The organism is Garicola koreensis, from assembly GCF_014195445.1.
GTDB lineage: Bacteria > Actinomycetota > Actinomycetes > Actinomycetales > Micrococcaceae > Nesterenkonia > Nesterenkonia koreensis.
Genome location: NZ_JACIBT010000002.1, coordinates 55,124 through 80,994, shown reverse-complemented (window position 1 = coordinate 80,994; position 25,871 = coordinate 55,124). Strand labels below are relative to the sequence as shown.

The 25,871-nt window shown below is 66.8% G+C and carries 24 protein-coding genes; 4 read left to right on the top strand and 20 right to left on the bottom strand.

The features are described from left to right. Nucleotides 1–5: 5 nt before the first annotated feature. From FHX47_RS05770 to FHX47_RS05755, 4 genes are all read right to left on the bottom strand, one after another. Entirely contained in the window at nucleotides 6–1,553 is a 1,548-nt protein-coding gene (locus FHX47_RS05770) for a TIGR01777 family oxidoreductase (RefSeq protein WP_183357967.1), read from the bottom strand. A 62-nt stretch (nucleotides 1,554–1,615) separates the two neighbouring features. Then, nucleotides 1,616–1,807: a ferredoxin gene (locus tag FHX47_RS05765; RefSeq protein WP_183357966.1), complete on the bottom strand. Its 192-nt coding sequence runs from the start codon at nucleotides 1,805–1,807 to the stop codon at nucleotides 1,616–1,618. A gap of 79 nt (nucleotides 1,808–1,886) precedes the next feature. Beyond that, complete coding sequence (locus FHX47_RS05760) at nucleotides 1,887–3,812, bottom strand: serine hydrolase (protein WP_183357965.1); 1,926 nt, start codon at nucleotides 3,810–3,812, stop codon at nucleotides 1,887–1,889. Nucleotides 3,813–3,825: 13 nt separating this feature from the next. Then, nucleotides 3,826–4,236: a cupin domain-containing protein gene (locus FHX47_RS05755; protein WP_183357964.1), complete on the bottom strand. Its 411-nt coding sequence runs from the start codon at nucleotides 4,234–4,236 to the stop codon at nucleotides 3,826–3,828. 45 nt (nucleotides 4,237–4,281) lie between these two features. On the opposite strand from FHX47_RS05755, the gene FHX47_RS05750 reads away from it, so the two are divergent. After that, nucleotides 4,282–4,914 (top strand): NUDIX domain-containing protein, encoded by a 633-nt coding sequence (locus FHX47_RS05750; protein ID WP_246328054.1) that lies wholly within the window; start codon nucleotides 4,282–4,284, stop codon nucleotides 4,912–4,914. Between the two features lie 36 nt (nucleotides 4,915–4,950). Here the strand turns inward: FHX47_RS05750 and FHX47_RS05745 are convergent, their stop codons facing one another. Then, entirely contained in the window at nucleotides 4,951–6,477 is a 1,527-nt protein-coding gene (locus tag FHX47_RS05745) for an FMN-binding glutamate synthase family protein (RefSeq protein ID WP_246328053.1), read from the bottom strand. Between the two features lie 148 nt (nucleotides 6,478–6,625). Between FHX47_RS05745 and cmtR the strand changes: the two genes are divergently transcribed. Continuing rightward, a complete protein-coding gene (gene cmtR, locus FHX47_RS05740; protein ID WP_183357962.1) occupies nucleotides 6,626–6,988 on the top strand; it encodes a Cd(II)/Pb(II)-sensing metalloregulatory transcriptional regulator CmtR in 363 nt (120 codons plus the stop codon). Continuing rightward, the gene (locus FHX47_RS05735; RefSeq protein ID WP_183357961.1) at nucleotides 6,985–8,949 is read left to right on the top strand and encodes a heavy metal translocating P-type ATPase; all 1,965 of its coding nucleotides are present in this window, start codon (nucleotides 6,985–6,987) and stop codon (nucleotides 8,947–8,949) included. Before cmtR ends, FHX47_RS05735 begins: the two co-directional genes overlap by 4 nt. A gap of 145 nt (nucleotides 8,950–9,094) precedes the next feature. Here FHX47_RS05735 and FHX47_RS11120 read toward each other — a convergent pair whose 3' ends face one another. Continuing rightward, complete coding sequence (locus tag FHX47_RS11120) at nucleotides 9,095–9,241, bottom strand: hypothetical protein (protein ID WP_425484899.1); 147 nt, start codon at nucleotides 9,239–9,241, stop codon at nucleotides 9,095–9,097. A gap of 63 nt (nucleotides 9,242–9,304) precedes the next feature. Between FHX47_RS11120 and FHX47_RS05730 the strand changes: the two genes are divergently transcribed. Then, nucleotides 9,305–11,257 (top strand): heavy metal translocating P-type ATPase, encoded by a 1,953-nt coding sequence (locus FHX47_RS05730; RefSeq protein ID WP_425484898.1) that lies wholly within the window; start codon nucleotides 9,305–9,307, stop codon nucleotides 11,255–11,257. A gap of 125 nt (nucleotides 11,258–11,382) precedes the next feature. Here FHX47_RS05730 and FHX47_RS05725 read toward each other — a convergent pair whose 3' ends face one another. From FHX47_RS05725 to FHX47_RS05660, 14 genes are all read right to left on the bottom strand, one after another. Next, entirely contained in the window at nucleotides 11,383–13,647 is a 2,265-nt protein-coding gene (locus FHX47_RS05725; RefSeq protein ID WP_183357959.1) for a polyribonucleotide nucleotidyltransferase, read from the bottom strand. 261 nt (nucleotides 13,648–13,908) lie between these two features. Next, complete coding sequence (rpsO, locus tag FHX47_RS05720; protein WP_183357958.1) at nucleotides 13,909–14,178, bottom strand: 30S ribosomal protein S15; 270 nt, start codon at nucleotides 14,176–14,178, stop codon at nucleotides 13,909–13,911. A 173-nt stretch (nucleotides 14,179–14,351) separates the two neighbouring features. Then, the gene (locus FHX47_RS05715; protein ID WP_183357957.1) at nucleotides 14,352–15,782 is read right to left on the bottom strand and encodes a SulP family inorganic anion transporter; all 1,431 of its coding nucleotides are present in this window, start codon (nucleotides 15,780–15,782) and stop codon (nucleotides 14,352–14,354) included. 225 nt (nucleotides 15,783–16,007) lie between these two features. After that, nucleotides 16,008–16,352: a MerR family transcriptional regulator gene (locus FHX47_RS05710; RefSeq protein ID WP_246328066.1), complete on the bottom strand. Its 345-nt coding sequence runs from the start codon at nucleotides 16,350–16,352 to the stop codon at nucleotides 16,008–16,010. Between the two features lie 90 nt (nucleotides 16,353–16,442). Next, nucleotides 16,443–17,543, bottom strand: a complete 1,101-nt coding sequence (locus FHX47_RS05705) for a class I SAM-dependent methyltransferase (protein ID WP_183357955.1) — start codon at nucleotides 17,541–17,543, stop codon at nucleotides 16,443–16,445. Further along, nucleotides 17,521–18,519 carry a bifunctional riboflavin kinase/FAD synthetase gene (locus tag FHX47_RS05700; protein WP_183357954.1) on the bottom strand — a complete coding sequence of 333 codons (999 nt, stop codon included), beginning with the start codon at nucleotides 18,517–18,519 and terminating at the stop codon, nucleotides 17,521–17,523. Before FHX47_RS05700 ends, FHX47_RS05705 begins: the two co-directional genes overlap by 23 nt. 10 nt (nucleotides 18,520–18,529) lie before the next feature. Further along, a complete protein-coding gene (locus tag FHX47_RS05695; RefSeq protein ID WP_183357953.1) occupies nucleotides 18,530–18,994 on the bottom strand; it encodes a hypothetical protein in 465 nt (154 codons plus the stop codon). Between the two features lie 11 nt (nucleotides 18,995–19,005). Further along, nucleotides 19,006–19,362, bottom strand: coding sequence for a hypothetical protein (locus FHX47_RS05690; protein WP_183358079.1), 357 nt, complete (start codon nucleotides 19,360–19,362; stop codon nucleotides 19,006–19,008). Nucleotides 19,363–19,367: 5 nt separating this feature from the next. Continuing rightward, nucleotides 19,368–20,402 (bottom strand): tRNA pseudouridine(55) synthase TruB, encoded by a 1,035-nt coding sequence (gene truB, locus FHX47_RS05685; protein WP_183357952.1) that lies wholly within the window; start codon nucleotides 20,400–20,402, stop codon nucleotides 19,368–19,370. Between the two features lie 21 nt (nucleotides 20,403–20,423). Further along, entirely contained in the window at nucleotides 20,424–20,894 is a 471-nt protein-coding gene (rbfA, locus tag FHX47_RS05680) for a 30S ribosome-binding factor RbfA (protein WP_183357951.1), read from the bottom strand. Nucleotides 20,895–21,055: 161 nt separating this feature from the next. Next, nucleotides 21,056–23,812 carry a translation initiation factor IF-2 gene (gene infB, locus FHX47_RS05675; protein WP_183357950.1) on the bottom strand — a complete coding sequence of 919 codons (2,757 nt, stop codon included), beginning with the start codon at nucleotides 23,810–23,812 and terminating at the stop codon, nucleotides 21,056–21,058. 143 nt (nucleotides 23,813–23,955) lie between these two features. After that, nucleotides 23,956–24,255 carry a YlxR family protein gene (locus FHX47_RS05670; RefSeq protein WP_183357949.1) on the bottom strand — a complete coding sequence of 100 codons (300 nt, stop codon included), beginning with the start codon at nucleotides 24,253–24,255 and terminating at the stop codon, nucleotides 23,956–23,958. A gap of 18 nt (nucleotides 24,256–24,273) precedes the next feature. Further along, nucleotides 24,274–25,248 (bottom strand): transcription termination factor NusA, encoded by a 975-nt coding sequence (gene nusA / locus FHX47_RS05665; RefSeq protein ID WP_183357948.1) that lies wholly within the window; start codon nucleotides 25,246–25,248, stop codon nucleotides 24,274–24,276. Nucleotides 25,249–25,294: 46 nt separating this feature from the next. Further along, nucleotides 25,295–25,867 (bottom strand): ribosome maturation factor RimP, encoded by a 573-nt coding sequence (locus tag FHX47_RS05660; protein WP_183357947.1) that lies wholly within the window; start codon nucleotides 25,865–25,867, stop codon nucleotides 25,295–25,297. Nucleotides 25,868–25,871: the final 4 nt, after the last annotated feature.

Here is a 25,871-nt window from a genome sequence, read left to right as displayed (position 1 = left end):
AGCTCTCACCGGCCGAGCAGGTGGCGCAGTGCTGCGGCCAGGTCCTGGTGCCGGAAGCTGTAACCCAATGATTCGGCCTTCTGCGCGCTGACCCGCTGGTCGGCCAGCACCATCTCTTTGGCCCCCTGGTCGCCCAGCAGCAGCTTCGGGCCCGCCGAGGGCACCGGAATCGCCGCAGGCCGGCGCAGCACCGCCCCCAGAGTCTGGGCGTACTCGCGGGCGGTGACTGGTTCCGGCGCCACCGCATTGATGGGCCCCTGCGCCTGCGGGGTCAGCACCATATGCACGATCAGTGCAGCAACATCGTCCAGACTGATCCAGGACTGGACCTGGTCCCCACCCAGGGGACCGCCGACTCCGAGAGCGAACAGCGGCAGCATCCTCTCCAGCGCGCCTCCGGCCGGCGACTGCACGATTCCGGTGCGGATGCTCACCACCCGCACCCCTGCCGGCGCCGCACGTTGGGCGGCGTCCTCCCACTGCTGACAGACGCTGGCCAGAAAATCAGTGCCTGCGGGGTCGTCCTCGCTGAGCTGCGCCTGGCTGTGGGTGCGATCCGCAGCGGTGGCCCCGTACCAGCCGATGGCCGAGCCGCTGATCAGCGCGCGGTGTGCCGGACGCTGCTGTTCCATTCGGGCCAACGCGTCGGCGATCAGGGAGGTGCCGCGCACCCGCGACTCTTCCACTTTGTGCTTATGCTCCTCGGTGAACCGGTCGGCAAGCGGGTGGCCGGCCAGGTGGATCACCGCATCCACCTCAGCCAGGGCGTCGTCGTCGATGAGTTCGTTCACCGGGTCCCAGGCGATCTGATCCGCACCGGTGTTCTGCCAGGTACCGCGGAGGTCCCGCCTCACCAGCCGGCGCACCTGGATGCCGGCTCCGCCCAGCAGGGCACACACCTGGGTCCCCACCATGCCGGAGGCCCCGGAGACCGCGACGACCTGCGGCTGGTGGGCGTCGTCGGGGGTGCCGCTGTGCTCCTGCTTGTGCTCTTCCTGCTGGGACGCCAGCCGGCCGTGGCTCTGGTGAAACGCCAGGTCCTCCGTCATCTGGCGCTCCCGGTAGGCGAAGATGCGGCGCAGCTGTGGCTCGACCATCCGGTGCAGCCGGTCGGCGGCGGACCGTGGAAGCCGCGCCGTTCCGGGCAGCTCATAGGTCACCGTTTCGCGCAGCAGCGTGCCCGGCCCCTCGTCGAGGAACTGACGCTCGTGGCGCCAGCTGCGCATCGGCCCGGAGACCATGACGTCGGTGAACCCGCGGCCAGTCTCAAAGTCTTGGTGCCGCGATCGCCAGGTGACCCGGCTCGGCGGGTTGACCGGCAGCACGGAGCCGACCAGCCCGGATGCGGCTGTCAGGCTGGTGCCCAGCAGGCCCGGCAGGTTCAGGGTGATCACCGATTCGCTGCCCTCGACCGGGCCACCCTCCGGCTCCTGGAGGACCTCACCGGCGAACGGCGGGTGCAGCCGGGTCAGCGCCCCGGGGCGGGTGTACCAGGAGAAGACGTCCTCCCGGGAGAACGGCACGTAGGTCTCGCTGCTGAACTGATGGCTCATGGACTGAACCTACCCGCCAGCACAGCAGCCCGACAACGGGCCACACACCTCACCGCCGGTGTTTACTCGTCCATCAGGAAAATGGCCTGCACGGGGCAGCCATCCACCGCGTCCTCAACAGAGTCGAGATCGTCGTCGGATACGGCTTCCTCATACTCCATGACACCGTCTTTGTTCATGCTGAAGTTCTCAGGAGCAACGGCGGTGCACTGCCCATGGTTTTCGCAGACGGTGCGGTCGACCCAGACTTTCATGTGTGGTGTCCTTTCGGGTTCGTGCAGCAAAGGTCCACACTACGGCGAGCGCCCAGGTGTGCGAAACCCGCAGGACAGCTCATAGTGGGCCCGCGCCCCGGTAGGCGGCAGACCCCAGGCCTGCGAAGATCCTGCTGACGCGCCGACCAGCACCTGCAGCCCCGCCAGCGTGTGATGGGTGATGAGTCGCCGCCACAACGAGCGCCTTCTGGTCCCGGGCAGCGTAGCTGATCATCACCGAGGACCACCCTCCAGTGGAGAATACCGACGACGGCGAGCGCAGCTCCACTCCGGAGACGCTCCACTGCGGCACCCTCTTCGGCCCATACCCCGGCAGGGCGCTGCTCAGCCCGGCCGGTTCGAACACCTGACTCATCCACCCCAGGACGCGTTCGGCCGCCGCCGGCGCAATACTGCGAGCTTCGGAGGCAGCGGATTCAGGGGCGGCGGCTTCGGGGTCGGCGGAGGCGTCGCTGCACAGCCCACCGGCACAGGCCAGCCCATCGGCGCTGTCCAACCCACCGACACAGGCCAGCTGGACCAGCAGCCGGGCCAGATCCTGTGGTGTCGTCTGCCCCACCAGCAGATCGCCGCAGGCCCCCTCGGCGGGTTCAGCCCCGGTGATGGAGGTCGCCGTCAGCCGATCCGGACCGTGGCCCAACCGTTCAGTGAGCTGCTGCGCCTGGGCCACCAGGTCGACGTCGTGTCCCCGCAGCGCATCAGCCACGGCCAGGGAGGCGGCGGCGTCAGAGGTGGAGATGATCAGCCCCACCGCGTCGCCGAGCGCGAGGCTGAGGTCACCGGTGTGGGTGCGCAGGGGCCCGACGGCGGCTCGGCGGCGGTGCGTGCCGGTGATCGTCACGGAGGCCTGCAGCAGGGTGGGGTCGTGCTCTGCCTGCTCGGCGAGCGCGAGGGCGGCGAACAGTTTGCCGACCCCGGCAAGCCGGTGCTGCCTGTGGGACTGCTGGTGTGACAGCACCGACGGTTCGCCCAGCTGACGGGTGGTGCCGGCCTCCAGCAGGATCCCGGCGGAGTAGGCCTCGCCGGCCAGGTCGCCGGGGTCGCCACTTTGCCCACTGCTGCTGTGCCCACCACTGCTCTGACGCGTCGGCTGCACTTGCCAGTCCTCCACCGCCGCACCGATGTCGGCGAACAGCTGGTGGGCGGCCAACCGGCCGGGGGTGCCGTCGGGCAGCTGGGTGGGGATGTTCTCCGCGTAGACCGCCACCGCGGCCACCGGTGCGCCCTCGGCAGTGGCCAGGCCGACCTGCGAGAGGCTGCGCAGCCCGCGGCCGTTCTTCTCCGCGAAGCGCAGACTGCTGGTGCGGCCTGCCAGCAGCGGGGTGTAGATGCCGTACATCAGCTCCACTGCGAACCGGCACAGCTGCCGGCTTAGGTGCAGCCGCGCTGCTGCGGCGTCGTCGTAGGTTCCCTGCCCCAGCAGCGCCAGCAGGTGTGCCTGGTCCGCAGGAGTGGTCACGGTCATGGCCTCGATGCCGTGGTGCCAGGACAGCTCTGCGCTGCGCGGGAAGATCTCGCGGTGCACGGTGGCCCGCATCCCCACCCAGGCGCAGTAGTCGTTGACCCACTGCAGCGCATCCCCGGTGACCTGGCCGATCGCGTCGAAGACCAGTTGGGTGCAGATGTTGTCTGAGGTGATCATCATCTGCCGCAGGTGATCCTCCAGGCTCAGCTCCACACCCGGGGCCAGGTTCTTCATGATGCCGGCCTGCACCCCGTCCTTCATCGCCGCGGTGACGGTCAGCGGCTGCGCCAGGTTCAGCTCGCCGCGGTGGACCAGCGCCAGGGCCGCCGCCAGCAGGCTCACCTTGCGGGTGCTGAAGGAGGCCAGCTGCGTCTGGGCACCCTCACCGATGACGACGCCGTGATCGTACGGCTCTGCGTTGCAGGCTGTGGGAAGCCGGATCTGCCAGTGCACCGCAAAGGGCTGCTGCTCGGCGAGCTGCGACACCCGGCGGTACAGCACGTCTGGGTCTGCGCTCATGCGGGTCAGCCCCTCACCGTTCCTCCCCCACCGTCTCTCCGGTGAGCATAGTCAGCATCAGCACACTGTCTTCGGTGACGTTGACCGGGCAGACCACGTCGTGGGGGACCCGTGCGGTCAGGTGCAGCACCACACCAGGCTCCATGGGCACCGTCCGGCCCTCAACGGTGAAGTCCAAGTATCCGCTGAGGCACTGCACGATGATCGGGTGGGCGGCCTGATGCTCGGGCATCGACTGGCCGGCGGCAAAGGTGAAGGCGATGATGTTTCCACCATCGGCGCGCACCATACGTTGTGCCACCGGGCTGGAGCGGTTCGGATCGGCCGCAGGGGCATGCTGCGGCAGTCTGATCGTGGTGACCTGGGAGCCGTCGTCGTCGATGTTCTGGTGGTCGTTCTTCCGGGGGCCTGGACTCTCCGTCATAGATCCACGCTACAGGGCTGGCGGATGAATCGGTACGGTGAAGCAATGGACATCTATGACTCCCCCGCGGCGCAGCCGGTCGATGAGTCCCTGACCCAGCACGAGGATCGCATTTTCACGGTGGTGGAGGAGCAGTTCCGCTTCGGTGCCGCCCAGCAGCCGCTGCGCAGAGCGTTCATGAAGCACCTGGGGGCCGTGGCCGTGCTGCCGGTGGATGAGCAGGACCGCATCCTGCTGATCCGCCAGTACCGGCACCCGGTGCGCATGCACCTGTGGGAGGTGCCGGCCGGACTGCTCGACGTCGGCGGCGAGCCGCTGCTGGAGACCGCGCAGCGCGAACTGCGCGAAGAGGCCGATGTGCAGGCCAGCACCTGGCACACTCTGGTGGACTTCTACACCAGCCCCGGCGTCTCCGATGAGGGCATTCGGGTGTATTTGGCGCAGGGCCTCAGTGCGGTGCCGCAGGCTGAGCTGCACGCCCGCGACGCCGAAGAGGCGGAGATCGCACCCACCTGGGTGCCGCTGGCTGAAGCCGTCTCCGCGGTGCTCCGCGGAGAGATCCACAACCCCTCCGCCGTCGTCGGGATTCTGGGCCTGCATGCAGTGCGCACCGGCGCCGGTGAGCTGCGGGATGCCCGCACACCGTGGCCGAACCAGCCGCGCGGCATCACCCCGTAGCGTCGGCGTTCACCGACCCCACGTTTGCGCCCTCCCTCAGGAAGCAGCGAAGGAGTGCGGGTCGGCGTTCGCCCAGTCTGCGGCCCATTCCTCGGGCGGTTGGTTGAGCAGCTCCCCGGGCGCCAACCACTGGTGCAGCTCGGCGTAGGAGCGCGATTCCTGTTTGCTCAGGTTGCGGCGCAGCATTTCCGGCCGCAGCTGACTCGGGTCGGAGACCCCCATCGAGGCCATGAGTCGCAGGGCCTGGTGCACAGTGGATTCGTGATACCGCTGCACGCGCACCGATTTCTCCTCCACCACCAGGGCTTTGGTGCGGCGCGGGTCTTGGGTGGTGACACCCACCGGGCAGGTGTCGGTGTGGCAGCGCTGTGCCTGAATGCAGCCCACCGCCATCATCATGGCCCGCGCCGAACTGGTGAAGTCCGCCCCTTGGATCAGGCGCCGGACGACGTCGTTCCCCGCGGATATTTTGCCACTGGCGCCGAGCCGGATGGTGTCACGCAGGCCCGCCCCCACCAGCGCATTCTGCACGGTGAGCAGGCCCTGAGTCAGCGGCATGCCCACGTGATCCTCGAATTCCAGCGGTGCAGCCCCCGTGCCGCCCTCGGAGCCGTCGACGACGATGAAGTCCGGGGTGGTGCCGACCTCGTGCATGGCCTTGCACAGCGCCAGCACCTGAGTCCGGGAACCGACGCAGAGTTTGAACCCGGTGGGTTTGCCGCCGGAGAGCTCGCGCAACCGAGCGATGAACTCAATCAGCTCCACCGGGGTGCTGAACGCTCTGTGGGCCGCCGGGCTGACACAGGTCTCCCCGGGCGGGACCATCCGCACCGCGGCGATCTCCTCGCTGACCTTCGCCCCGGGCAGCACGCCGCCGAGTCCGGGTTTGGCACCTTGGCTGAGCTTCAGCTCGATCATTTTGACCTGCTCGTGAGCCGCCTGCCGCGCGAACTGATCGGGGTCGAATTCGCCGTTCTCATTGCGAGCTCCGAAGTAGCCGGTTCCGATCTCCCAGACCAGATCACCCCCATGGGCGAGGTGGTGATCGGAGAGCCCGCCCTCCCCGGTGTCTTGGGCGAATCCGCCCAGTGCTGCCCCGTGGTTCATCGCCAGCACCGCATTGGCCGAAAGCGCGCCGAAGCTCATTCCGGACACGTTGAACAGCGACATGTCATAGGGCCGGGTACAGTCCGGTCCGCCGATGCGCACCCTGGGAGGGGCGTCGGGCATCGGCTTCGGCGTCATCGAGTGGACCAGCCATTCATAGTCGATCGAATCGACGTCGCGCTCGGTGCCGAACGGTGTGACATCCGCCACGCCTTTGGCGCGCTGGTAGATCAGCGAACGCGCATTGCGGTCGAAGGGGCGGCCGTCCACGTCTCGTTCGATGAAGTACTGCTGCAGTTCAGGCCGGATCGCTTCCATCAGGTAGCGGCCACGGCCCAGCACCGGATAGTTCCGCAGCACCGAGTGCGATTTCTGCAGCCTGTCGTGGGCCGCCAGCCCACCCAGAGCGGTGAGCGCGGAGGCCCCCAGCCCGATCATCCATCCACGTCTGGCCATGCAGACACCCTAGTGGACAGGCCTGAGCGAGGTCGCCCAGTTCACACGCATGAGCGACTATTCGGCCTCATACATTCCGCCCAGGGACAGTGGATAACTGACAGGTCACCGCTTGCTGTATAGTCAGCGCACGCTGTATGGTCAGCGCATGCTGACTATTGCTTCACGGCTGGAGGTCATGAACCGACTCGGGCGGGCACTGGCTGACCCGACGCGTTCACGCATTCTGCTCTGCCTGCTGGAAAACCCGGGGTACCCGGCCCAGCTTGCCCGGGACTTGGAGCTGACCCGGACCAATGTGTCGAATCACTTAGCCTGCCTGCGCGGGTGCGGCATCGTGGTGGCAGAGCCGGTGGGCCGCCAGACACGATACGAGATCGTTGACCCGCACCTGACCGCGGCTCTGACCGAGTTGGTGGACGTCACCCTCGCCGCGGATGAGAATGTCGCCTGCATCGATCCGCAGTGCGCCGTGCCCGGCTGCTGTGCGGAGCCGCAGAGCTCCCCATGAGTTCGGAATGCTGTGCACCGGCCACGAACTCCGCGTCGGAACACGAGACCAATGAAGCGCGAGTCCCATGGTGGCGCGATCGGGGACTGCTGATTCCGATCCTCTCCGGTGCCGCGTTCCTCACCGGGCTGATCCTGGGCTGGTCAGCTGCCGAGACGGTGGCTCTGGTCCTGTTCTGGATCGGCCTGGTTCTGGGAGCTTCCACCTTCATGCCGGATGCCCTGGTCGGCCTGTTCACCAAGGGCAGGGCCGGCATCGGACTGCTCATGAGCATCAGCGCCGTCGGAGCGGTGCTCCTGGGCCACGTGCAGGAGGCTGCGGCCTTGGCGTTCCTGTACTCAATCGCCGAAGCCTTGGAGGACAAGGCGATGGAACGGGCGCGCGGAAGCCTGCGGGCACTGCTGGAGCTCGTGCCGCAGACCGCAGTGGTGATGCGCAGCCGCACCCCGGTCGAGATTGCAGCGGCAGAACTGACGCTCGGCGAGGTGCTTCTGGTGCGGGCAGGGGAACGGATTGCCACCGATGGTGTGGTGCACAGCGGACGCAGCAGCCTGGACACCTCGGCGATCACCGGCGAATCGATCCCCGTTGAGGTCGAACCCGGCGATGCGGTCTCCGCCGGTGCGATCAACACCTCCGGCGCCCTGGAGATCACGACGACGGCCGGCGGCAGCGACAATTCGCTGACCACGATCGTCGAACTCGTTGAGCAGGCCCAGGCGAGGAAGGGCCAACGGGCACGGCTGGCAGAGCGAATCGCCCGGCCGCTGGTGCCTGGGGTGATGATCCTCGCGCTGCTGGTCGGCGTCGTCGGGTCTCTGATGGGTGATCCGGAAACCTGGATCACCCGAGCCTTGGTGGTGCTGGTGGCGGCCTCGCCGTGCGCGCTGGCGATTGCGGTGCCGGTGACCGTGACCTCGGCGATCGGCGCGGCCAGCAGATTCGGGGTGATCATCAAGAGCGGTGCCGCCTTTGAGCGGGCCGGTGACATCCGTCATCTGGCCATGGACAAGACCGGAACCCTGACCCGCCACGAACCGACTGTCACCGCTGTGGTCACCACCGCCGGTGTGTCTGAGGATCAGGTGCTCGCCTACGCGGCCGCCGTGGAGCAGCGAAGCACACACCCTCTGGCCACTGCCATCACTGCAGCAGCCAGCCATGTGCCCCTCGCCGAAGGGGCAGTCGAACAGGCCGGTCATGGGATCAGCGCAACGGTGGAGGGCCACACCGTCGCTGTCGGCAGCCCGCGCTGGGTGGACCCGGCAGCATTGGCCGCTGCGGTGGAATCGTTGGAGGCGGACGGTCAGACCTGCGTAGTCATCAGCGTCGACGAGCAGGTCATCGGCGTCATCGGTGTGCGCGATGAGCTGCGCGAGGAAGTCCCGGAGGTCGTGCGGACCCTGACCAGACGCGGTATCGGTGTGACCATGCTCACTGGTGACAACCCCCGCACCGCCCACGCCCTCGGCCAGGCCGCAGGCATCGAGGACGTGCGCGCGCAGCTGCGCCCGGCGGACAAGGCCGACGCCGTCGTCGAGCTGGACCGCAGCCGGCCAACGGCGATGATCGGTGACGGGACCAACGACTCCCCCGCCCTGGCGGCCGCGAGCGTGGGAATCGCGATGGGCGCGAAAGGGACCGACGCCGCCATCGACAGCGCTGATATCGCCTTCACCGGCCACGATCTTCGCCTGATCCCTGCTGCGCTGCAGCATGCCCGCCGTGGGCGCCGGCTCATCAATCAGAACATTGTGCTCTCGCTGCTGATCATCACCGTACTGCTGCCTCTGGCAGTCACCGGCGCCCTCGGGCTGGCCGCTGTTGTCCTGGTGCACGAAGTCGCGGAGATCGTGGTGATCGCCAATGGGCTGCGAGCCATCCGGACCCCGCACCTGCCCTCAGACCAGCACAGTCGGCAGCCCGAGAGGTCGTGGAGCCAGTTGCCACATACCCCCTAGGGGTATAGGATGAAGACTGTTACGATCGAACACCAACCGACCGACGGCCAGGTACTGTTCTTTCCAACGCCCCGGACCCCCTTCAATGCCCCGGCACCCCACAGACAGGAGCATGATGACACGCGAGGAGCACCGCCTGCACACATCAGCCGCGCCAGAACAGCACGGTCATGACCATGACGAGCACGCCGACCACCATGACCACCACGGCGAGCACCACGGCGAGCACCACGACCACGATGCCGACCACCACGCCGGCGGTCACGGCGACCATGCGGAGCACGGCGCTCACGCAGGGCACGGTCACGGAGGGCACGGTGACCACGTCGGGCAGTTCAGGCGACTGTTCTGGACCATGCTGGTCCTGGCTGTACCGGTGGTGGCCTTCAACCAGATGTTCGCCGACCTGCTGGGCTACCAGCTTGCCGACGCCGGATGGGTGTGGTGGGTCTCTCCGCTGCTGGGCACCGTCATCTACGTCTGGGGCGGCCAGCCGTTCCTGACCGGTGCAGTCTCGGAGGTCCGCGCCCGCCAACCCGGCATGATGCTGCTCATCGGCCTGGCCATCACCGTCGCGTTCCTCGCATCCTGGGGTGCGAGCCTGCGAATTCTGGACCCTGAGCTGAACTTCTGGTGGGAACTGGCGCTGCTGGTGGTCATCATGCTGCTGGGCCACTGGATAGAGATGCGCTCGTTGGCCCAGACCACCTCCGCATTGGATTCGCTGGCCGCCCTGCTGCCGGACGAGGCCGAAAAGCTCGACGGCGACCAGGTGGTGACCGTTGCCCCGGGCGATTTGGTGGTCGGTGATGTGACGATCGTCCGGCCCGGTTCCTCGGTGCCGGCCGACGGGCAGATCATCGACGGTTCGGCCTCGATGGATGAGTCCATGGTCACCGGTGAGTCCCAGCCGGTGCGCCGGACCGCCGGTGACCACGTGGTCGCCGGGACGGTGGCCACCGACTCCGGGCTGCGGGTGGAGGTCACTGCCACCGGCGCCGACACCGCCCTGGCAGGCATCCAGCAGCTGGTTTCCGATGCTCAGGCCTCCTCCTCGCGCGCCCAGCGGATCGCCGACACTGCTGCCGGATGGCTGTTCTGGTTCGCGTTGGGTGCGGCCCTGATCACCGCGGTCATCTGGCTGCTGGTGGGCACACCCGATGCCGCAGTGGTGCGGACCATCACCGTGCTGGTCATCGCCTGCCCCCACGCCCTGGGGCTGGCGATCCCGCTGGTGGTCTCCATTGCCACCGAGCGCGCCGCCCGCGGCGGTGTGCTGGTCAAGGACCGCCTGGCCCTGGAATCGATGCGCACTGTGGACACTGTGCTGTTCGACAAAACCGGCACCCTCACCAAGGGCGAGCCCACCGTCACCGCCGTGGAGCCGGTCACCGGCTACGAGCAGGACCGGGTGCTCGCCCTGGCTGCCGCCGCCGAATCGGACAGCGAACACCCGCTGGCCCGGGCCATCGTCGGTGCCGCCCAGTCCGCTGACCTGCAGGTTCCCGCCGCCTCAGGCTTCTCCGCCTCCCCCGCCGTAGGTGTCAGAGCCACCGTAGAGGGCGAAACCATCGAAGTGGGCGGACCCTACCTGCTGCAGCACCACGAAGCCCAAGAGCTTCCGATCGCTGACACATGGCGAGAGGAGGGCGCGATCATCCTCCACGTGTTTGCCGCAGGCCAGATCATCGGTGCCCTGCGGCTGGCCGATGAGGTCCGACAAGAGTCCCGGGACGCCGTCGACGCTCTCCATGCGGCAGGTTCGCAGGTGGTGATGATCACCGGTGACGCCCAGGCGGTGGCTGACACTGTGGCTGCCGAACTGGGAATCGACCGCGTCTTCGCCGGTGTGCGGCCGGAAGACAAGGCCGCCAAGGTCGCTGAACTTCAGGAGGAGAGCCGCAGAGTCGCCATGGTCGGTGACGGGGTCAACGATGCCCCCGCCCTGGCTCAGGCAGACGTGGGAATCGCCATCGGCGCCGGGACCGATGTGGCCATCGGCTCCGCCGGAGTCATCCTGGCCAGCTCGGACCCGCGGTCGGTGCTCTCAGTCTTTGAACTCTCTCGGGCCAGCTTCGCGAAGATGAAGCAGAACCTGTGGTGGGCCGCCGGCTACAACATCATCGCCGTGCCGCTGGCAGCCGGCGTGCTCGCCCCCATCGGATTCGTGCTGCCCATGAGCGTCGGCGCCATTCTGATGTCGCTGTCCACCGTTGTGGTGGCACTCAACGCGCAACTGCTGCGGCGGCTGACCATCACCCCGGAAGCCAGCACCCACAGAATCCTGCAGCGCCAGAGCTCGACGTGAGCCCCGCACGCAGCTGACGCTGGTGGTCAGCAAGCACAAAAGGGCCGGCCGGATCATCCCCGCTTCGGGATGATCCGGCCGGCCCTTTTTCAGCTCAGGCGACTACTGCCGCTGAACCGAACAGCTCACTCTGCGTCGTCGTCTTCCACGACCTGGTTGACGCTGTGCTTCTCCTGGTCGGAGTCGTCTTCGTCAACGACAGGGATCAGGCTGAGCTTGCCGCGATCATCGACCTTGGACAGCTCGACCTGGATCTTCTGGCCCACACCCAGGACGTCCTCGACGTCGTTGACGCGCTTGCCCTCATTGAGCTTGCGCAGCTCAGAGATGTGCAGCAGCCCGTCCTTGCCCGGGGTCAGGGAGATGAATGCGCCGAAGCTGGTCAGCTTCACCACGGTGCCCAGGTAGCGCTCCCCGATCTCGGGAACCTGCGGGTTGGCGATGGCGTTGATCGCGCTGCGGGCGGCCTCTGCGGAGTCGCCGTCGGTGGCGCCGATGAGCACTGTGCCGTCGTCCTCGATGGAGATATCGGTGCCGGTGTCCTCCTGGATCTGGTTGATCATCTTGCCCTTGGGGCCGATGACCTCACCGATCTTGTCCACCGGAACGGAGACGCTGATGATCCGTGGGGCGAACTGACTCATCTCGTCGGGGCCCTCGATCGCAGCGTTCATCACGCCCAGGATGTGCAGCCGAGCCTCACGCGCCTGCTTCAGGGCCGCGGAGAGCACGCTGGCTGGGATGCCGTCGAGCTTGGTGTCCAGCTGGATCGCAGTGATGAACTCTTCGGTGCCAGCCACCTTGAAGTCCATATCGCCGAAGGCGTCCTCAGCACCGAGGATGTCGGTCAGCGCCGCATAGCGGGTTTCGCCGTCGACCTCGTCGGAGACCAGGCCCATGGCGATGCCGGCCACCGGGGCGCGCAGCGGCACACCGGAGTTGAGCATGCTCAGCGTGGAGGCACAGACCGAGCCCATCGACGTCGACCCGTTGGAGCCCAGCGCCTCGGAGACCTGACGGATCGCGTAGGGGAACTCTTCCCGCGAGGGCAGCACAGGGATCATGGCGCGCTCAGCCAGCGCACCGTGGCCGATCTCGCGGCGCTTGGGCGAGCCCACCCGGCCGGTCTCACCCACGGAGTAGGGCGGGAAGTTGTAGTTGTGCATGTAGCGCTTCTTGGTCTCCGGCGACAGGCTGTCGATGGTCTGCTCCATCTTCAGCATGTTCAGCGTGGTGACACCCATGATCTGGGTCTCGCCACGCTCGAAGATTGCCGAACCGTGCACCCGCGGCAGCACCTCGACCTCGGCGGTGAGCTGGCGAATGTCGCTGAGCCCACGGCCGTCGATGCGGACCTGGTCGCGCAGGATGCGCTGGCGGATGACCTGCTTGGTCACCTCGCCGAAGGCTTTGCTGACCTCGGAGTCCCGACCCTCGAAGGGCTTGCCCTCGCCGGCCAGCTGCTCGATCACTTCGGCCTTGAACTCGTCGTCGGCGTTCTGGCGCTGCTGCTTGTCAGCAATCTGGTAGATGCTGGAGAGCTTCTCCTCAGCGGCAGCGGTCACCGCCTGCAGAGCGTCGTCCTGGTAGTCGATGAAGGTCGGGACCTCCACCGGCTCCTTGCCGGCGCGGGCGACCAGGTCGGCCTGAGCCTCGCACAGCACTCGGATGAACGGCTTGGCCGCCTCCAGGCCCTCAGCCACAATGTCCTCGGTGGGAGCGGTCTTGCCCTGGTCCTTGATGAGGCGCCAGGAGTTGTCGGTGGCCTCGGCTTCGACCATCAGCACCGCGACGTCGTCACCGACGACGCGCCCGGCAACGACCATGTCGAAGACGGCGTTCTCCAGCTGCGAGTACTTAGGGAAGGCCACCCAGTGGGCGCCCTCGGAGTCGTGGATCAGAGCCATGCGGACTCCGCCGATCGGGCCGGAGAACGGCAGACCGGAGAGCTGGGTGGACAGCGAGGCGCCGTTGATGGCGACCACGTCGTAGGGGTCGTCCGGGTTGATGGACAGCACGGTCTCCACCACCTGGACCTCGTTGCGGATGCCCTTCTTGAAGGCGGGGCGCAGCGGGCGGTCGATCAGCCGGCAGGTCAGCACCGCATCGGTGCTGGGGCGTCCTTCACGGCGGAAGAACGAACCGGGGATGCGGCCGGCGGCGTACATCCGCTCTTCGACGTCGACGGTCAGCGGAAAGAAGTCGAAGCCTTCCCGGGGCGATTTGCCGACCGCTGTGGTCGACAGGATGCTGGTCTCCTCGTCGAGGGTGACCAGTGTGGAGCCGGCGGCCTGCTTGGCCAGGCGTCCGGTCTCGAAAAGGATAGTGGATGTGCCGAAGTGACCATTGTCGATCACGGCTTCGGCGTAGTGAACCTCAGGTCCCTGCATAGGGTGGTTCCTCTCTTCTGTTCGGTGGCATTGCAATGCAGCCCGTCCGGAAGAGGTGAATCTGTGCACGGTCTTCGATCGAAGCCCACGGGTGCTGCGTTCTCACGCGCCCCGGAGGCCACTACCGAGGACCGGTACAGGTCGACTCAGTCTCAACCGGTAAGCTGCTGGACACTAGTGTCCCATACAAGACGGGTGACCCTTAAAGAAAGAGCCACCCGTCTCATCAGCTTGGTTTCGGCGTGTCACCGCCGACGCTTTTTATCGGCGCAGTCCCAGGCGCTTGATCAGCGCACGGTACCGCTCGATGTCCTTGGACTCCAGGTACTTCAACATACGACGACGACGCCCGACCAAAACCATCAGCCCGCGGCGGGTGTGGTGATCCTGCTTGTGGTCCTTGAGGTGCTCAGTGAGGTCGGAGATCCGACGGGTCATCACTGCCACCTGGACCTCAGGGGATCCGGTGTCGCCCTCGTGAGTTGCGTGCTCCTGCATGATCTGCTGCTTGACAGCCTGATCCAAAGCCATAGAAAAGCTCCTTGGTGTTGTACCGCGAACAAAGACCGGTCTTACCCGGTGCCAGCCACCGCGGACTGCAGCATGGCGACGTCGTCATGTTGACAACCACTCCACTTTACCGCAGGATCCCGCTGTCTGCTACTGCTGACCTTGATGCCGCGCCCAGAGCGGCGGACATGGCCTCAGCCCAGGCGGCCGGACATGCGAGCGCGCATGGCGCGACTGGCGATGTTCATCCCAGTGATTTCGACAGTTTTTCCGTAGTGCCGGTACTTCTCTTCGACGGAGTCCAGGGCTGCGATGGTCGAGGCATCCCACAGGTGTGACTGCGTGAAGTCGATACTGATGTGCTGCGGGTCCTCTGCATAGTCGAATCGTGTGTAGAGGTCGTTGGATGAGGCGAAGAACAGCTCTCCGACCATGGTGTACCGAGCAACAGCCTCTTCGCCTGCACCGGTCACTGTGCGGGTGACGTCGGCGAAGCGCGAGACCCGCTGGGCGAAGAGAACCATCGCGGTGAGCACTCCCAGTCCCACCCCGACTGCCAAATTGTGCGTCGCAACTGTTCCTGCGACAGTGACGACCATAACGGTCGTCTCGGACTTTGGCATGAACTTCAGGGTGGAGAAGCGGATGCTGTGCCAGTCGAAGGTGGCGATGGAGACAAAGATCATCACCGCCACCAAGGCTGCCATTGGGATCATCGCCACCACATCACCCAGGGACACGGCCAACACCAAGATCAGCAGTCCCGCCACGAATGTGGAGATTCTGGTGCGGGCTCCGGAGGCCTTGACATTGATCATGGTCTGCCCGACCATCGCGCAGCCGCCCATCCCGCCGAAGAAGCCGGTGATCACGTTGGCCACACCCTGGCCCCAGGATTCTCGGACTTTATCGGAATGGGTATCTGTGACGTCGTCGACCAGTTTAGCCGTCATCAGCGATTCCAGCAGGCCCACCAGAGCCATGCCCAATGCGTAGGGCGCAATGATCTGGAAAGTCTCGACGGTCAGTGGCACCGCGGGAATGAACAGTGTGGGCAGGGACTCTGGCAGTTCACCCTTATCGCCCACTGTGGGCACGCTCCACGCGAAGATCACCGCGAGGGCGGTCAGGACCACAATGGCCACCAGCGGGGCTGGCACCACTGTGGTGATCCGCGGCAGCAGGTAGATGATCACCAGGCCGACTGCAGTCATGGGGTAGACCAGCCACGACACCCCGATCAGGTCCGGCAGCTGGGAGGTGAAGATCAGAATCGCCAGCGCGTTGACGAACCCGATCATCACCGACCGGGGAATGAACCGCATCACTTTGGCCACGCCCAGCACACCGAGCAGCACCTGGAAGATTCCCGCCAGGATCACGGCCGCGATGAAGTAGTCCATCCCATGGGAGGCCATCAGCGGGGCGATCACCAGGGCGGTGGCAGCGGTGGCCGCGGAGATCATCGCCGGCCGTCCACCCAGAAACGCGATGGAGACCGCCATGGTGAATGAGGCGAAGAGCCCCACCCGTGGGTCGACTCCGGCGATCAGGGAGAACGCGATCGCCTCTGGGATCAGCGCCAGGGCGACCACCAGTCCGGCCAACACCTCGGTCTTCAGCATGCGCGGAGACTTCAACGTTCGCCACACGGACTGCCGCTGCTCCGGTGTTATCCCCTCCGGCGGGGCCGAATGAATCGTGGTCGACAACCTGATGCTCCCATCACTTCACACACAATTGTCCAACCCGAAACTCTACCCTAACGTGAGGGTAGAGTTTCTCGATCAGCGCTGATCCGGCAGGATTTCGTGGTGATTCTGCTCACGGTTGCCCCACTGCGGGGTATCTCAGCTCTGCTGGCGCTGCTGCAGCGCGTCGATGAGCTCATCGGCCTGCTGCAGCTTCCGGGCCAGCTTCTGCCGGGCTGTCCGCGCCTGCTCCAGGAACTCACTCAGTCCCTCGCGCGGACCATCATCGGCCTCTAGGATGCTCAAGACCTCGGCAGTCTCCTCCAGACTGAAGCCCAGCGGGGTGATCCTCCGGATATGATTCAACCGTTGCACATCCGCCTCGGTGTAGAGCCGGAATCCTCCCTCGGTACGTGCGGAAGGCGGCGCCAAACCCACCTGATCGTAGTGCCGGATGGTGCGCAGCGACAGGTGTGTTCGTTCAGCGACCTCCCCGATCTGCATCGTGCTCAGACTCTTATCCTGCACCACGTATGTGCCTCTCATTCACGTCTTTCCCCCGGTCTTGGGCCTGGGCATGCGGCACCCCTCACCCTACCGCTGCAGATCTTGATCGCCTGGGGCAGCGTGCCGCAGCCGGGCAGTGTGCAGCACGGTGATCTGCGGAAGCTCAACCGTGTCCGCGGCGGTGAGACCGAGCTCGCGGTGCAGATAGTCCTGCAGATTGGCACGACGTCGAGCGCGCGCGTCGTCCTCGGCGGCCAGCCATGAGCTCAGGGTGGTGGCGTAGCGGAGGATCTCGGCCACACTGAGGGTCCTGCTCCAGCGGTGCTCGACGGTCTGGGGCTGCGTGAAGCATTCGGTGTCCAGGGTGGGGCGCCAGCCGGGCCGGTAGACGTCGCCGGCGCGCATTATGCGGGTGAGTCGGTGGACTGTGGGGTCCGCAGTGTCCAGGTAGTTCCAGATCAGCCCCAGCCCTCCCCCGGGGGCCAGCAGCCGCCGCACTTCAGCCTGCACCGCCTGCGGGTCGAACCAGTGCCACGCCTGGGCGGCCACCACGATGTCCGTCTCGCCGCTGGGCAGGCCGGTGTCTTCGGCCTGCGCGTGACTGATCTGCAGCCGCCCATCCATGCCTCCGGCGGCGCGCGCCAGCACCTCACTCTGGGCGAGCACCTCGGTCATAGCGGCGCTGGGCTCCACCGCGTGCACCGACGCGCCCGCGGCAAGCAGCTGGCGGCTCAGGATCCCGGTGCCGGCCCCCAGGTCGACCACCCGGGGCGCCCCACCACTGATCGATTGCTGGATTTGTGTCGGAATGCTCGGCTCCGCCTCCCGGCCGACCTCCGGCACGCCAGAGTGGGCGTTTCGTGCCGGAATGAAGCGACCAGTCTCGGATATTCCGGCACTTAACGCCCACTTGCTGCGGGAACCGGCCAGGGCCAGGATCTGCGCCACCGCCTGGTGCGGGTAGTGCGGCCGGACGGCGTCGTAGGCTTCGGCTTCGGTCAGCGACTGCTGCCGGGCGAAGGCCCCGCCCAGCCGGCGTCGTCGCTGCTCTGCTGTGATCAGTGGAGCCGCATCCGTGCGGGCCTTCGGCCGGTTCGGCCCAGCTCTGGTGGCCGCAGACTCGGACGCCCCTACCCCAGGCACCCCAGACCCCGTCACCGCAGACTCACGGCGCAGATCGGTTCGCATCGGCCGGGGCTTCGGCGAGCACGCTGCGGGCGTCGTCGACGTCCTGGTGCATCTGCGCCACCAGCTTGTCCACGCCCTCGTAGGCGACCATGCCGCGCAGCCGCTGCACGAACTCCACCCGCATCTGCTGGCCGTAGAGGTCGAAGTCCTCCACCTGCTCATCGGGCCGGTCGATCACGTGGGCCTCCACCACCCGCTGGGCGCCGTAGAACGTGGGATTGGAGCCGACCGAGACGGCGGCCGGCCAGCGCCGGTGATCCGGCCCGGTGACCCAGCCGGCATAGACCCCGTCGGCGGGGACCATACCTTCGGAGTCCTGACCGAGGTTGGCGGTGGGGAACCCCAGCGCACGGCCGCGCGCCTCACCGTGGACCACCTCACCGACCACTGAGTGGGGCCGCCCCAGCATCTCGGCAGCGATGGCTGCGTCTCCGTGCTGAAGCGCACCGCGGATGGCGGTGGAAGAGCAGCGGGTGCCCAATCGGTGCTGGTCGGGCCCCGGAATGCCGTAGTCGTCCACTCCGACGACGTCGAAGCCGTACTGCTGGCCCAGGGCCATCAGCGTGTTGAAGTTTCCTGCGTTGTCCCGACCGAAGCGCACGTCGTAGCCGACCACGACCACTGCCGGATTCAACGCCTGCACGAAGAAGGTCCGGACGAAATCCTCAGCCGTATGGGCGGCCAGCTGTGGAGTGTACTGCAGCACCAGGGCGGCGTCGAGCCCTGCGGCCTGCAGGCGGGCCAGCTTCTCCGAGGTGCCAGTCAGCAGGTCTGGGGTGGCTTCCGGGCGGTGGATGAACGCCGGGTGCGGATCAAAGGTGACCGCCACTGTGCGCGCGCTGCGGCGCTGGGCCTGGTCGATCACCTGCTCCAGCACGTGTTGGTGTCCGAGGTGGACGCCGTCGAAGTTGCCGATGGTCACGGCAGTGGTCCCCAGGTCGGCGGGGACTTCGTCGAGCCCGTGGTAAATCTGCACGCGGTCTATCCTACGCCTGGGACCGGGGCCGATGCTTCAGCAGCCAGAACAGTCCCACCAGCGGAAGCAGCAGCGGAACCCAACCGTAGTCGCGCCCAAACTCACCCCAGACGGTGGCGACTTCGAACATCTCAGGCTGGACCACAGACCAGAGCCCGACGGCGATAACCCCCGTCAGCTCCATCAGCACAGCGGCCAGCGCAACTCTCCACGCCTGGGCCGAACTGCGGGCCAGCGCCACGGTCGCCACGATGTAGACCGCGGCGGCGAACGCGGAGAGGCTCAGCGCCAGTGGCGCGTCGGGAAACTGCACCTTCTCCTCGTCCGGGAACGGCACGATCTGGTAGAAGGCCCGGGCGAAGGAGCTGACGGCGAAGATGCCGTAGGCGGTGATGATCAGCATCCCCACCCCACGGTTGCGCGGGGTCGCCCCGGCTGCGGCGGACTCCTCAGCACCGGTGTCCCCAGCACTCACATTTTCAGCATTCACAGCGCGCTGCCCCACCAAATCTCCTCCAAACGGTAGACCATGACGAACACCACAAGACCCACGAAGCTCATCACCAGGTTCGACCAGCGGGTCTTATCGATCACCGCCCAGATGAACACGCCCACCGGCAGCAGCAGAGCGGTGAGGATGTAGCCCCAGAACTCCCATACCGGACCAGCGACCGGCTCCCCCATCGCTTGGCGGATCCCGGCGTAGACGGCATAGACCACCAGGTAGAGCTCGATGGCGGCCAGGCTGATGATTGCCGAGTCTGCCGGGTGGGTGCGCACTGCGGTCATGGTCCAGCAGATCAGCACCGACAGGGCACAGATGACTGTGCCGACCAGGAACATTGCGCTCACTGGGCGAAGACCAACTCTGGTTTGGCCTGCAGCACCGCTGGTCCGGCGACCGCTGCTTCGGCGGCATCCGGCGACGACGACGCCCCGGGCTTGGCCGGGATGTCGCGCAGCAGGGCAATCAGTTCCCCGTCCGGGGCGAAGGCCGCCGTCAGCTGTTCACGCTGCGGGCTGATCAGGTCAGGCCCGCCGTCGGGGACGGTGACCTCTGCGGTGCCGCTGGCGGTGATCCGCCGACCGTGGCGCAGGTGTTCGGCCTCCTCGGCGGTGAGCCGGCGAGCGGGGAACAGCTGTGCCGCGGCCTCGGCCAGGCCGATGTAGCCGAAGTCGCCATCGTCGTTGACGCTGCCCAGCTCCTCAAGCCGCAGGCACTGGTCCTGGGTGTAGGGGCCCACCGCTGTGCGGCGCAGCGCGGTCAGGTGGGCCCCGGTGCCCAGCAGGTCCCCCAGATCGCGGGCCAGCGCGCGCACGTAGGTGCCGGAGGAGACGCGGACTTCGACGTCGAGGTCGACCAGTTTGCCGCCGTCGACCCGGCGAATCTGATGAACCTCGAAGCGGGAGACGGTGACCGGCCGGGCATCGAGCTCCACGTCCTCACCCTGCCGGACTCGGTCGTAGGCGCGGCGACCATCGACTTTGATCGCGCTGACGCTGCTGGGGATCTGCATGATCTCACCGGTCAGCCGCTGCACCGCCTCGGCGACGGCCTCGGTGGTGACGGCGTTGGCGAAGCGGGTGGCGGTGACTTCGCCCTCGGCGTCGTCGGTGGTGGTGGCCTCACCCAGCCGGATGGTGGCGGTGTAGGTCTTGTCCACCCCCACGATGTGGGTCAGCAGCCGGGTGGCACGGTTGATGCCCACCACCAGCACACCGGTGGCCGCAGGGTCCAGGGTGCCGGCGTGGCCGACTTTTCGGGTTCCGGCCAGCTTACGGATGCGCCCGACGACGTCGTGGCTGGTCCAGCCGGCCGGCTTGTCCACCAGGACGATGCCGGATCCGACTTCGATCTCTTCCGGCCGCTGCCGTTTTCCCATGGGTGCTCTGCTCCGGATGCGCTAACTGTCTTCGGTGCCTGGCCGATCGCCGGCGGCATTGGCTTCGCCAGCCTCGGCGTCAGTCCGGTAGGGCGATTCGACCACCGGTTTGGCACCTTCGCGCTTGGCGGCGACGGCTTCGTCCTGCTCGCGGGCCTTGCGCAGCAGGTCCTCCAAGTGGGCCGCCGACTCCGGGATCTCATCGGCGACGAACTCCAGGGTGGGGGTCAGCCGGATGCTCAGCTGCCGTCCCAGCGCACCGCGCAGCCTGCCCTGGTTGGCGGCCAGCAGCTGCTCGACCCCGGCCTTGGTCTCCTCGTCCGGGGCAAGCACCGTGTAGTAGATCGTGGCGTGCTGCAGATCATTGGTGACGCGGGCATCGGTGACGGTGATCATTTCAGCGCGCTCATCCTTGACGCTGCGGCGCAGCGCCTCGGCGATGATCACCTTTACCCGTGAGGCCAGCCGTGCGGCGCGGGCGGGGTCAGCCATGATGTGTTCCCTTCAAAAGCATCTGTGCTCAGCCTAGCTGAGCCTGCGGATCGGGTTCCGTCCCACCCCCGTTCGGTCACGCAGTCTGACATCGTTTGCGGCCCAAAAGGGCCGCAGATGCAGTCAGCCTGCGTGACCGAACGCAATGGGGGGCGGTGCCATCAGGTGCGCGGGATCTCGCGCATCTCCCAGGTTTCGATGATGTCGCCTTCGCGGATGTTGTTGAAGGAGCCCAGGCCGATGCCGCACTCGAATCCGTCACGGACTTCGGTGGCGTCATCCTTGAAGCGCTTCAGCGACTCGATGGTGAGCTTATCGCTGACCACAGCACCCTCACGCACCAGACGTGCCTTGGTGTTGCGGCGGATGGTGCCTGAGCGGACGATCGAGCCGGCAATGTTGCCGAACTTGGAGGAGCGGAAGACCTCGCGGACCTCCGCGCTGCCCAGTGCGGCCTCTTCGTACTCCGGCTTCAGCATGCCCTTCAGTGCGGCCTCGATGTCATCGATGGCTGCGTAGATGACCGAGTAGAAGCGCATGTCGACGCCCTCGCGCTCGGCCAGGTCGGTCACCCGCTCTGCCGGGCGGACGTTGAAGCCGATGATCACCGCATTGTCCACGGTGGCCAGGTTCACGTCGTTCTGGGTGATCGCGCCCACGCCGCGGTGAATGACCCGCAGCTGAACCTCCTCGCCGACATCGATCTTCAGCAGCGCATCCTCCAGTGCCTCCACGGCACCGGCGACGTCGCCCTTGAGGATCAGGTTCAGCGTATCGATCTTGCCCTCGGCCACCGCCTGGTCGAAGTCCTCCAGGGTGATGCGCTTACGCCGCTTGGCCAGCATGGCGTTGCGCTCCACCGCCTCACGCTTCTCAGCGATCTGGCGGGCGGTCCGCTCATCACCGGTGACCAGGAAGCCGTCGCCGGCGCCGGGCACCGAGGAGAGACCCAGCACCTGGACCGGACGGGAGGGCTCGGCCGCGGTGACGGTCGCACCGTTCTCATCGAACATGGCACGCACACGGCCGTGGGCTGTACCGGCAACAATATTGTCGCCCACGTGCAGGGTGCCGCTCTGGACCAGCACGGTGGCCACCGGGCCGCGTCCCTTGTCGAGGTTGGCCTCGATGGCTACGCCGCGGGCCTTCTTCTCAGGGTTGGCCCGCAGCTCCAGGGCGGCGTCGGAGGTCAGCAGCACTGCCTCCAGCAGCTCATCGATGTTCAGGTTCTGCCGCGCCGAGACGTCGACGAACATCGTGTCGCCGCCGTACTCCTCGGGGATCAGCTCGTACTCGGTGAGCTGGCCGCGGATCTTGTCCGGGGCGGCGGTGTCCTTATCGACCTTGTTGACGGCGACGACGACGGGCACGTTGGCCGCTTTGGCGTGGTTGAGCGCCTCCACGGTCTGCGGCATGACGCCGTCGTCGGCAGCCACCACCAGCACGGCGATGTCGGTGACCTTCGCGCCACGAGCACGCATGGCGGTGAACGCCTCGTGACCGGGGGTGTCGATGAAGGTCAGCGCCCGGTCAGTACCCTCGTGCGGGACTCTGACCTGGTAGGCGCCGATGTGCTGGGTGATGCCTCCGGCCTCACCCTCGGTGACCTCGGAGGAGCGCACGGCGTCCAGCAGTCGGGTCTTACCGTGATCGACATGGCCCATGACGGTGACCACCGGAGCACGGGGGTGAAGGTCCTCGTCGGCCTCGGCAGCCTCCTCGTCCTCCAGGTTGATGTCGAAGGATTCCAGCAGCTCGCGGTCCTCGTCCTCCGGCGACACGATCTGGATCTTGTATCCGAGCTCTTCGCCCAGCAGCTGGAATGTTTCCTCATCCAGTGACTGGTTGGCCGTGGCCATCTCACCGAGCTTCATCATCACGCTGATCAGCGCGGCCGGTTCGGCGTTGATCTTCTCGGCAAAGTCGCCCAGGGAGGAGCCGCGGCGCAGCTGAATGACAGTGCTGCCATCACCCTTGGGTACGCGCACTCCGCCGATCTCACGGGTGTGCTTCTGCTCCAGCTCCTGACGCTTTGCGCGCTTGGACTTGCGGGTCTTGGACCTGGAGCCGCCACGGCCGAAAGCACCGGCGGCTCCACCGCGTCCACGTCCGCCGCGTCCCCGCGGTGGGCCGCCGCTGGGTGGACCCCCACGTCCGGGAGCCGATGGCGGCGGTGCCTGGCCGGGCATCATGGAGGGCTTGGGAGCGCCCGGACGCGGTCCGGGACGTCCTTCTGACCCTCCGGGACGCGCGCCGCCGGGACGCTGGCCCGGCCGTGGTGCGCCGCCGCGGTCGGCGGGCCGCATGCCCTGCTTTGCGGCATAGGGGTTGTTGCCCGGACGCGGGGCACCTGGCCGCGGAGCTCCGGGGCGCGGGCCGCCGGGTCGGGGCGCGGGCCGCTCCTGGGAGATGCCGAAGGGGTTGTTGCCGATGGAGGTCCTCTGCGCCGGTTTCGGAGCGGGCTTCGGCCCCGGCTTCGGACCTGGGCGCGGCGCGGAGCCCGAAGTCTTGGGCGCCTCGTCCGCGGCGGCATCCTGCGGCGCCTCTGACTGCGGCGCCTGGTCGGCCTGCGCGGCAGGCTTCTGTTGTGGCTGCTGCGTCTCGGGCTTCTGTGTCTGGGCTGCCGAGGTCTCAGATGCCGAGGCATCGGCGGCAGGCGCCTCGTCCTTGGTCTGCTTGGGCGCAGGTTTGGGTGCCGGCTTGGGCGAAGCCGATGCGGCGGGGGCGGTCTTCTCCTCCGCCTTCTCCTCGGTCTTCTCCGGCTGCGGCACGGAGGCGCGCAGCTTCTTCGCTACCGGTGGTTCAATGGTTGATGAGGGGGACTTGACGAACTCCCCCAGTTCCTGAAGTTTGCCGAGCGCCTCCTTGGAGGTGATGCCCAGCTCTTTGGCAATCTCGTGTACGCGGGCCTTGGCCACTGTTCTCCTTTGTCTGGCCCACGCGATCCCCGCTGAGCTCAGCGGGGCCGAGGTCAGCGGATCATCGGGACAGGGCCGTTGTGCCTGTTCTGTTCCGAGACGGAATGAAAAGTGCTCATCACTGGGCGCTCATCCGTCGGTGCTCATCGGGTGTTCATCTCTTCCAACCCGCTTTCGTCTGATCCGGACATGTGTGCGACGTCGTGAAACGTCAGGTGCGATGTGTCGACCTGCTGGCGGAAGGCCCGGTGAAAGGCCCTACGCTTCAGCGCGGTCTGGAAGCATTCGCTCCTGCAGTGCAGCCAGGCTCCGCGGCCGGGCTTCCGGCGGTCTGCGTCCACTAGGACGCGCGGAGGGTTGTGGCTGCGGTCCAGGGCGAACCTCACAACGCTGTTCTGTTCGGCCCGCCGGCGGCAGCCGATGCAGGTCCTTACGGCAACCATACGATTCTAGCAGTCAGGTCAAGCTGGCCGGTTCGCATCGGAGATGATGTCGATGCGCCATCCGGTCAGCTTTGCGGCCAGTCGTGCGTTCTGCCCCTCTTTGCCGATCGCCAGTGACAGCTGGTTCTCCGGGACCACCGCGCGGGCGGAGCGGGTGGCCTCGTCCAGGACCTCCACGGAGCTGACTTTGGAGGGTGAGAGCGCGTTGGCGATGAACTCCGCCGGGTCATCAGAGTGGTTGATGATGTCGATCTTCTCATCGTTCAGCTCCGTCATCACGGCCCGCACGCGCGCCCCCATCGCACCGATGCAGGCACCCTTGGCGTTGATCCCCGGCTCGTGGGCCTTCACTGCGATCTTGGTGCGGTGCCCGGCCTCCCTGGCCACCGAGGTGATCTCCACCGTGCCGTCGGCAATCTCGGGGACCTCATGGACGAAGAGCTTCTTCACCAGCGACGGGTGGGAGCGTGAGAGCGTGATGGAGGGGCCGCGGAAGCCGCGGTGGACGTCGATCACGAAGGCGCGCAGGCGAGAACCGTGGGTGTAGACCTCACCGGGGACGTGCTCCTGCGCCGGCAGGTCAGCTTCGACCCCGCCGATGTCCACGTTGACCGTGTGTGGGTGGCGCCCCTGCTGGACGATGCCGGAGATCAGTTCACCCTCTTTGGACTTGAACTCTCCGATGACGGCGTCGTCCTCAGCGTCGCGGATGCGCTGCATGATCACCTGCCGGGCCGTTGAGGCGGCCACCCGCCCGAAGTCCTTCGGCGTGTCGTCGAACTCGCCGATGACCGCACCGGTCTCATCCAGCTCCTTGGCCATGATGCTGACCCGGCCGGTCTTCTCATCGATCTCAGCCCGAGCCTGCTGCAGGGCGCCAGGGCTCTTGCGGTAGGCCAGGATGAGCGCCTGCTCAATAGCAGGCATCAGTCTTTCGAGGGGTATGTCGCGCTCTTGGACGAGCATGCGCAGCGCGCTCATGTCGATATCCACTTGTGCCTCCGGTCCGTCTGCTGCCCTTGATGGTCCAGGGCGCACGTCACTGTTCTGTGTGTGACTGTTCTGTGTGGGAAAACTCTACCTGCACGCGGGCACGGGTGATGGACACGAACTCCAGGTGTGTGTCTGGGCCGATCTTGGGCGTCATCCCCTTCTTCGGCGCAGGCTTAACCTCTGCGACCGTGATGCCGGTGCTGTCCACGTCCTTCAGCCGCGCGGTCATCGTCGGCTCCGCGTGCCGGTCGATCTCCAGCAGTCGGCCGAGGTTGCGGCGGAAATGTCGGGGTTCGGTCAGCGGACGCGTCGCCCCGGGGGTGCTGACCTGAAGCTCGTAGTGCTCCACCTGCGCCAGCGGCCCGGCGTCGTCGTCGGTGTCCAGCACCGCACTGAGCGCTTCGGAGAGCCCGGCGAGTGTGTCGAGGTCCACGTTTTCGGTGCCGGACTCATAGTCGACCACGACCATCAGCGCGGTGTTCGCCGAGCTGCCGGTGAGCGTCAGCTCCTCCAGGTAGAGCCCGTGGGCGGTGACGACCGGCTCGATGAGCGCTGCGATCTGCGCGGCGCGCTCGTCGGCGAACCGGGAGTCAGCTGAGGCGCGGGGTGGAGTTGCCATATCT

Excerpts from the sequence above, each read along its gene's own strand:
- FHX47_RS05770 (WP_183357967.1), bottom strand. The coding sequence starts at position 1,553 with ATGAGCCATCAGTTCAGCAGCGAGACCTACGTGCCGTTCTCCCGGGAG.
- FHX47_RS05765 (WP_183357966.1), bottom strand. The coding sequence starts at position 1,807 with ATGAAAGTCTGGGTCGACCGCACCGTCTGCGAAAACCATGGGCAGTGC.
- FHX47_RS05760 (WP_183357965.1), bottom strand. The coding sequence starts at position 3,812 with ATGAGCGCAGACCCAGACGTGCTGTACCGCCGGGTGTCGCAGCTCGCC.
- FHX47_RS05755 (WP_183357964.1), bottom strand. The coding sequence starts at position 4,236 with ATGACGGAGAGTCCAGGCCCCCGGAAGAACGACCACCAGAACATCGAC.
- FHX47_RS05750 (WP_246328054.1), top strand. The coding sequence starts at position 4,282 with ATGGACATCTATGACTCCCCCGCGGCGCAGCCGGTCGATGAGTCCCTG.
- FHX47_RS05745 (WP_246328053.1), bottom strand. The coding sequence starts at position 6,477 with ATGGCCAGACGTGGATGGATGATCGGGCTGGGGGCCTCCGCGCTCACC.
- cmtR (WP_183357962.1), top strand. The coding sequence starts at position 6,626 with ATGCTGACTATTGCTTCACGGCTGGAGGTCATGAACCGACTCGGGCGG.
- FHX47_RS05735 (WP_183357961.1), top strand. The coding sequence starts at position 6,985 with ATGAGTTCGGAATGCTGTGCACCGGCCACGAACTCCGCGTCGGAACAC.
- FHX47_RS05730 (WP_425484898.1), top strand. The coding sequence starts at position 9,305 with ATGCTGGTCCTGGCTGTACCGGTGGTGGCCTTCAACCAGATGTTCGCC.
- FHX47_RS05725 (WP_183357959.1), bottom strand. The coding sequence starts at position 13,647 with ATGCAGGGACCTGAGGTTCACTACGCCGAAGCCGTGATCGACAATGGT.
- rpsO (WP_183357958.1), bottom strand. The coding sequence starts at position 14,178 with ATGGCTTTGGATCAGGCTGTCAAGCAGCAGATCATGCAGGAGCACGCA.
- FHX47_RS05715 (WP_183357957.1), bottom strand. The coding sequence starts at position 15,782 with ATGCTGAAGACCGAGGTGTTGGCCGGACTGGTGGTCGCCCTGGCGCTG.
- FHX47_RS05710 (WP_246328066.1), bottom strand. The coding sequence starts at position 16,352 with ATGCAGATCGGGGAGGTCGCTGAACGAACACACCTGTCGCTGCGCACC.
- FHX47_RS05705 (WP_183357955.1), bottom strand. The coding sequence starts at position 17,543 with ATGCGAACCGATCTGCGCCGTGAGTCTGCGGTGACGGGGTCTGGGGTG.
- FHX47_RS05690 (WP_183358079.1), bottom strand. The coding sequence starts at position 19,362 with ATGTTCCTGGTCGGCACAGTCATCTGTGCCCTGTCGGTGCTGATCTGC.
- truB (WP_183357952.1), bottom strand. The coding sequence starts at position 20,402 with ATGGGAAAACGGCAGCGGCCGGAAGAGATCGAAGTCGGATCCGGCATC.
- rbfA (WP_183357951.1), bottom strand. The coding sequence starts at position 20,894 with ATGGCTGACCCCGCCCGCGCCGCACGGCTGGCCTCACGGGTAAAGGTG.
- FHX47_RS05670 (WP_183357949.1), bottom strand. The coding sequence starts at position 24,255 with ATGGTTGCCGTAAGGACCTGCATCGGCTGCCGCCGGCGGGCCGAACAG.
- FHX47_RS05660 (WP_183357947.1), bottom strand. The coding sequence starts at position 25,867 with ATGGCAACTCCACCCCGCGCCTCAGCTGACTCCCGGTTCGCCGACGAG.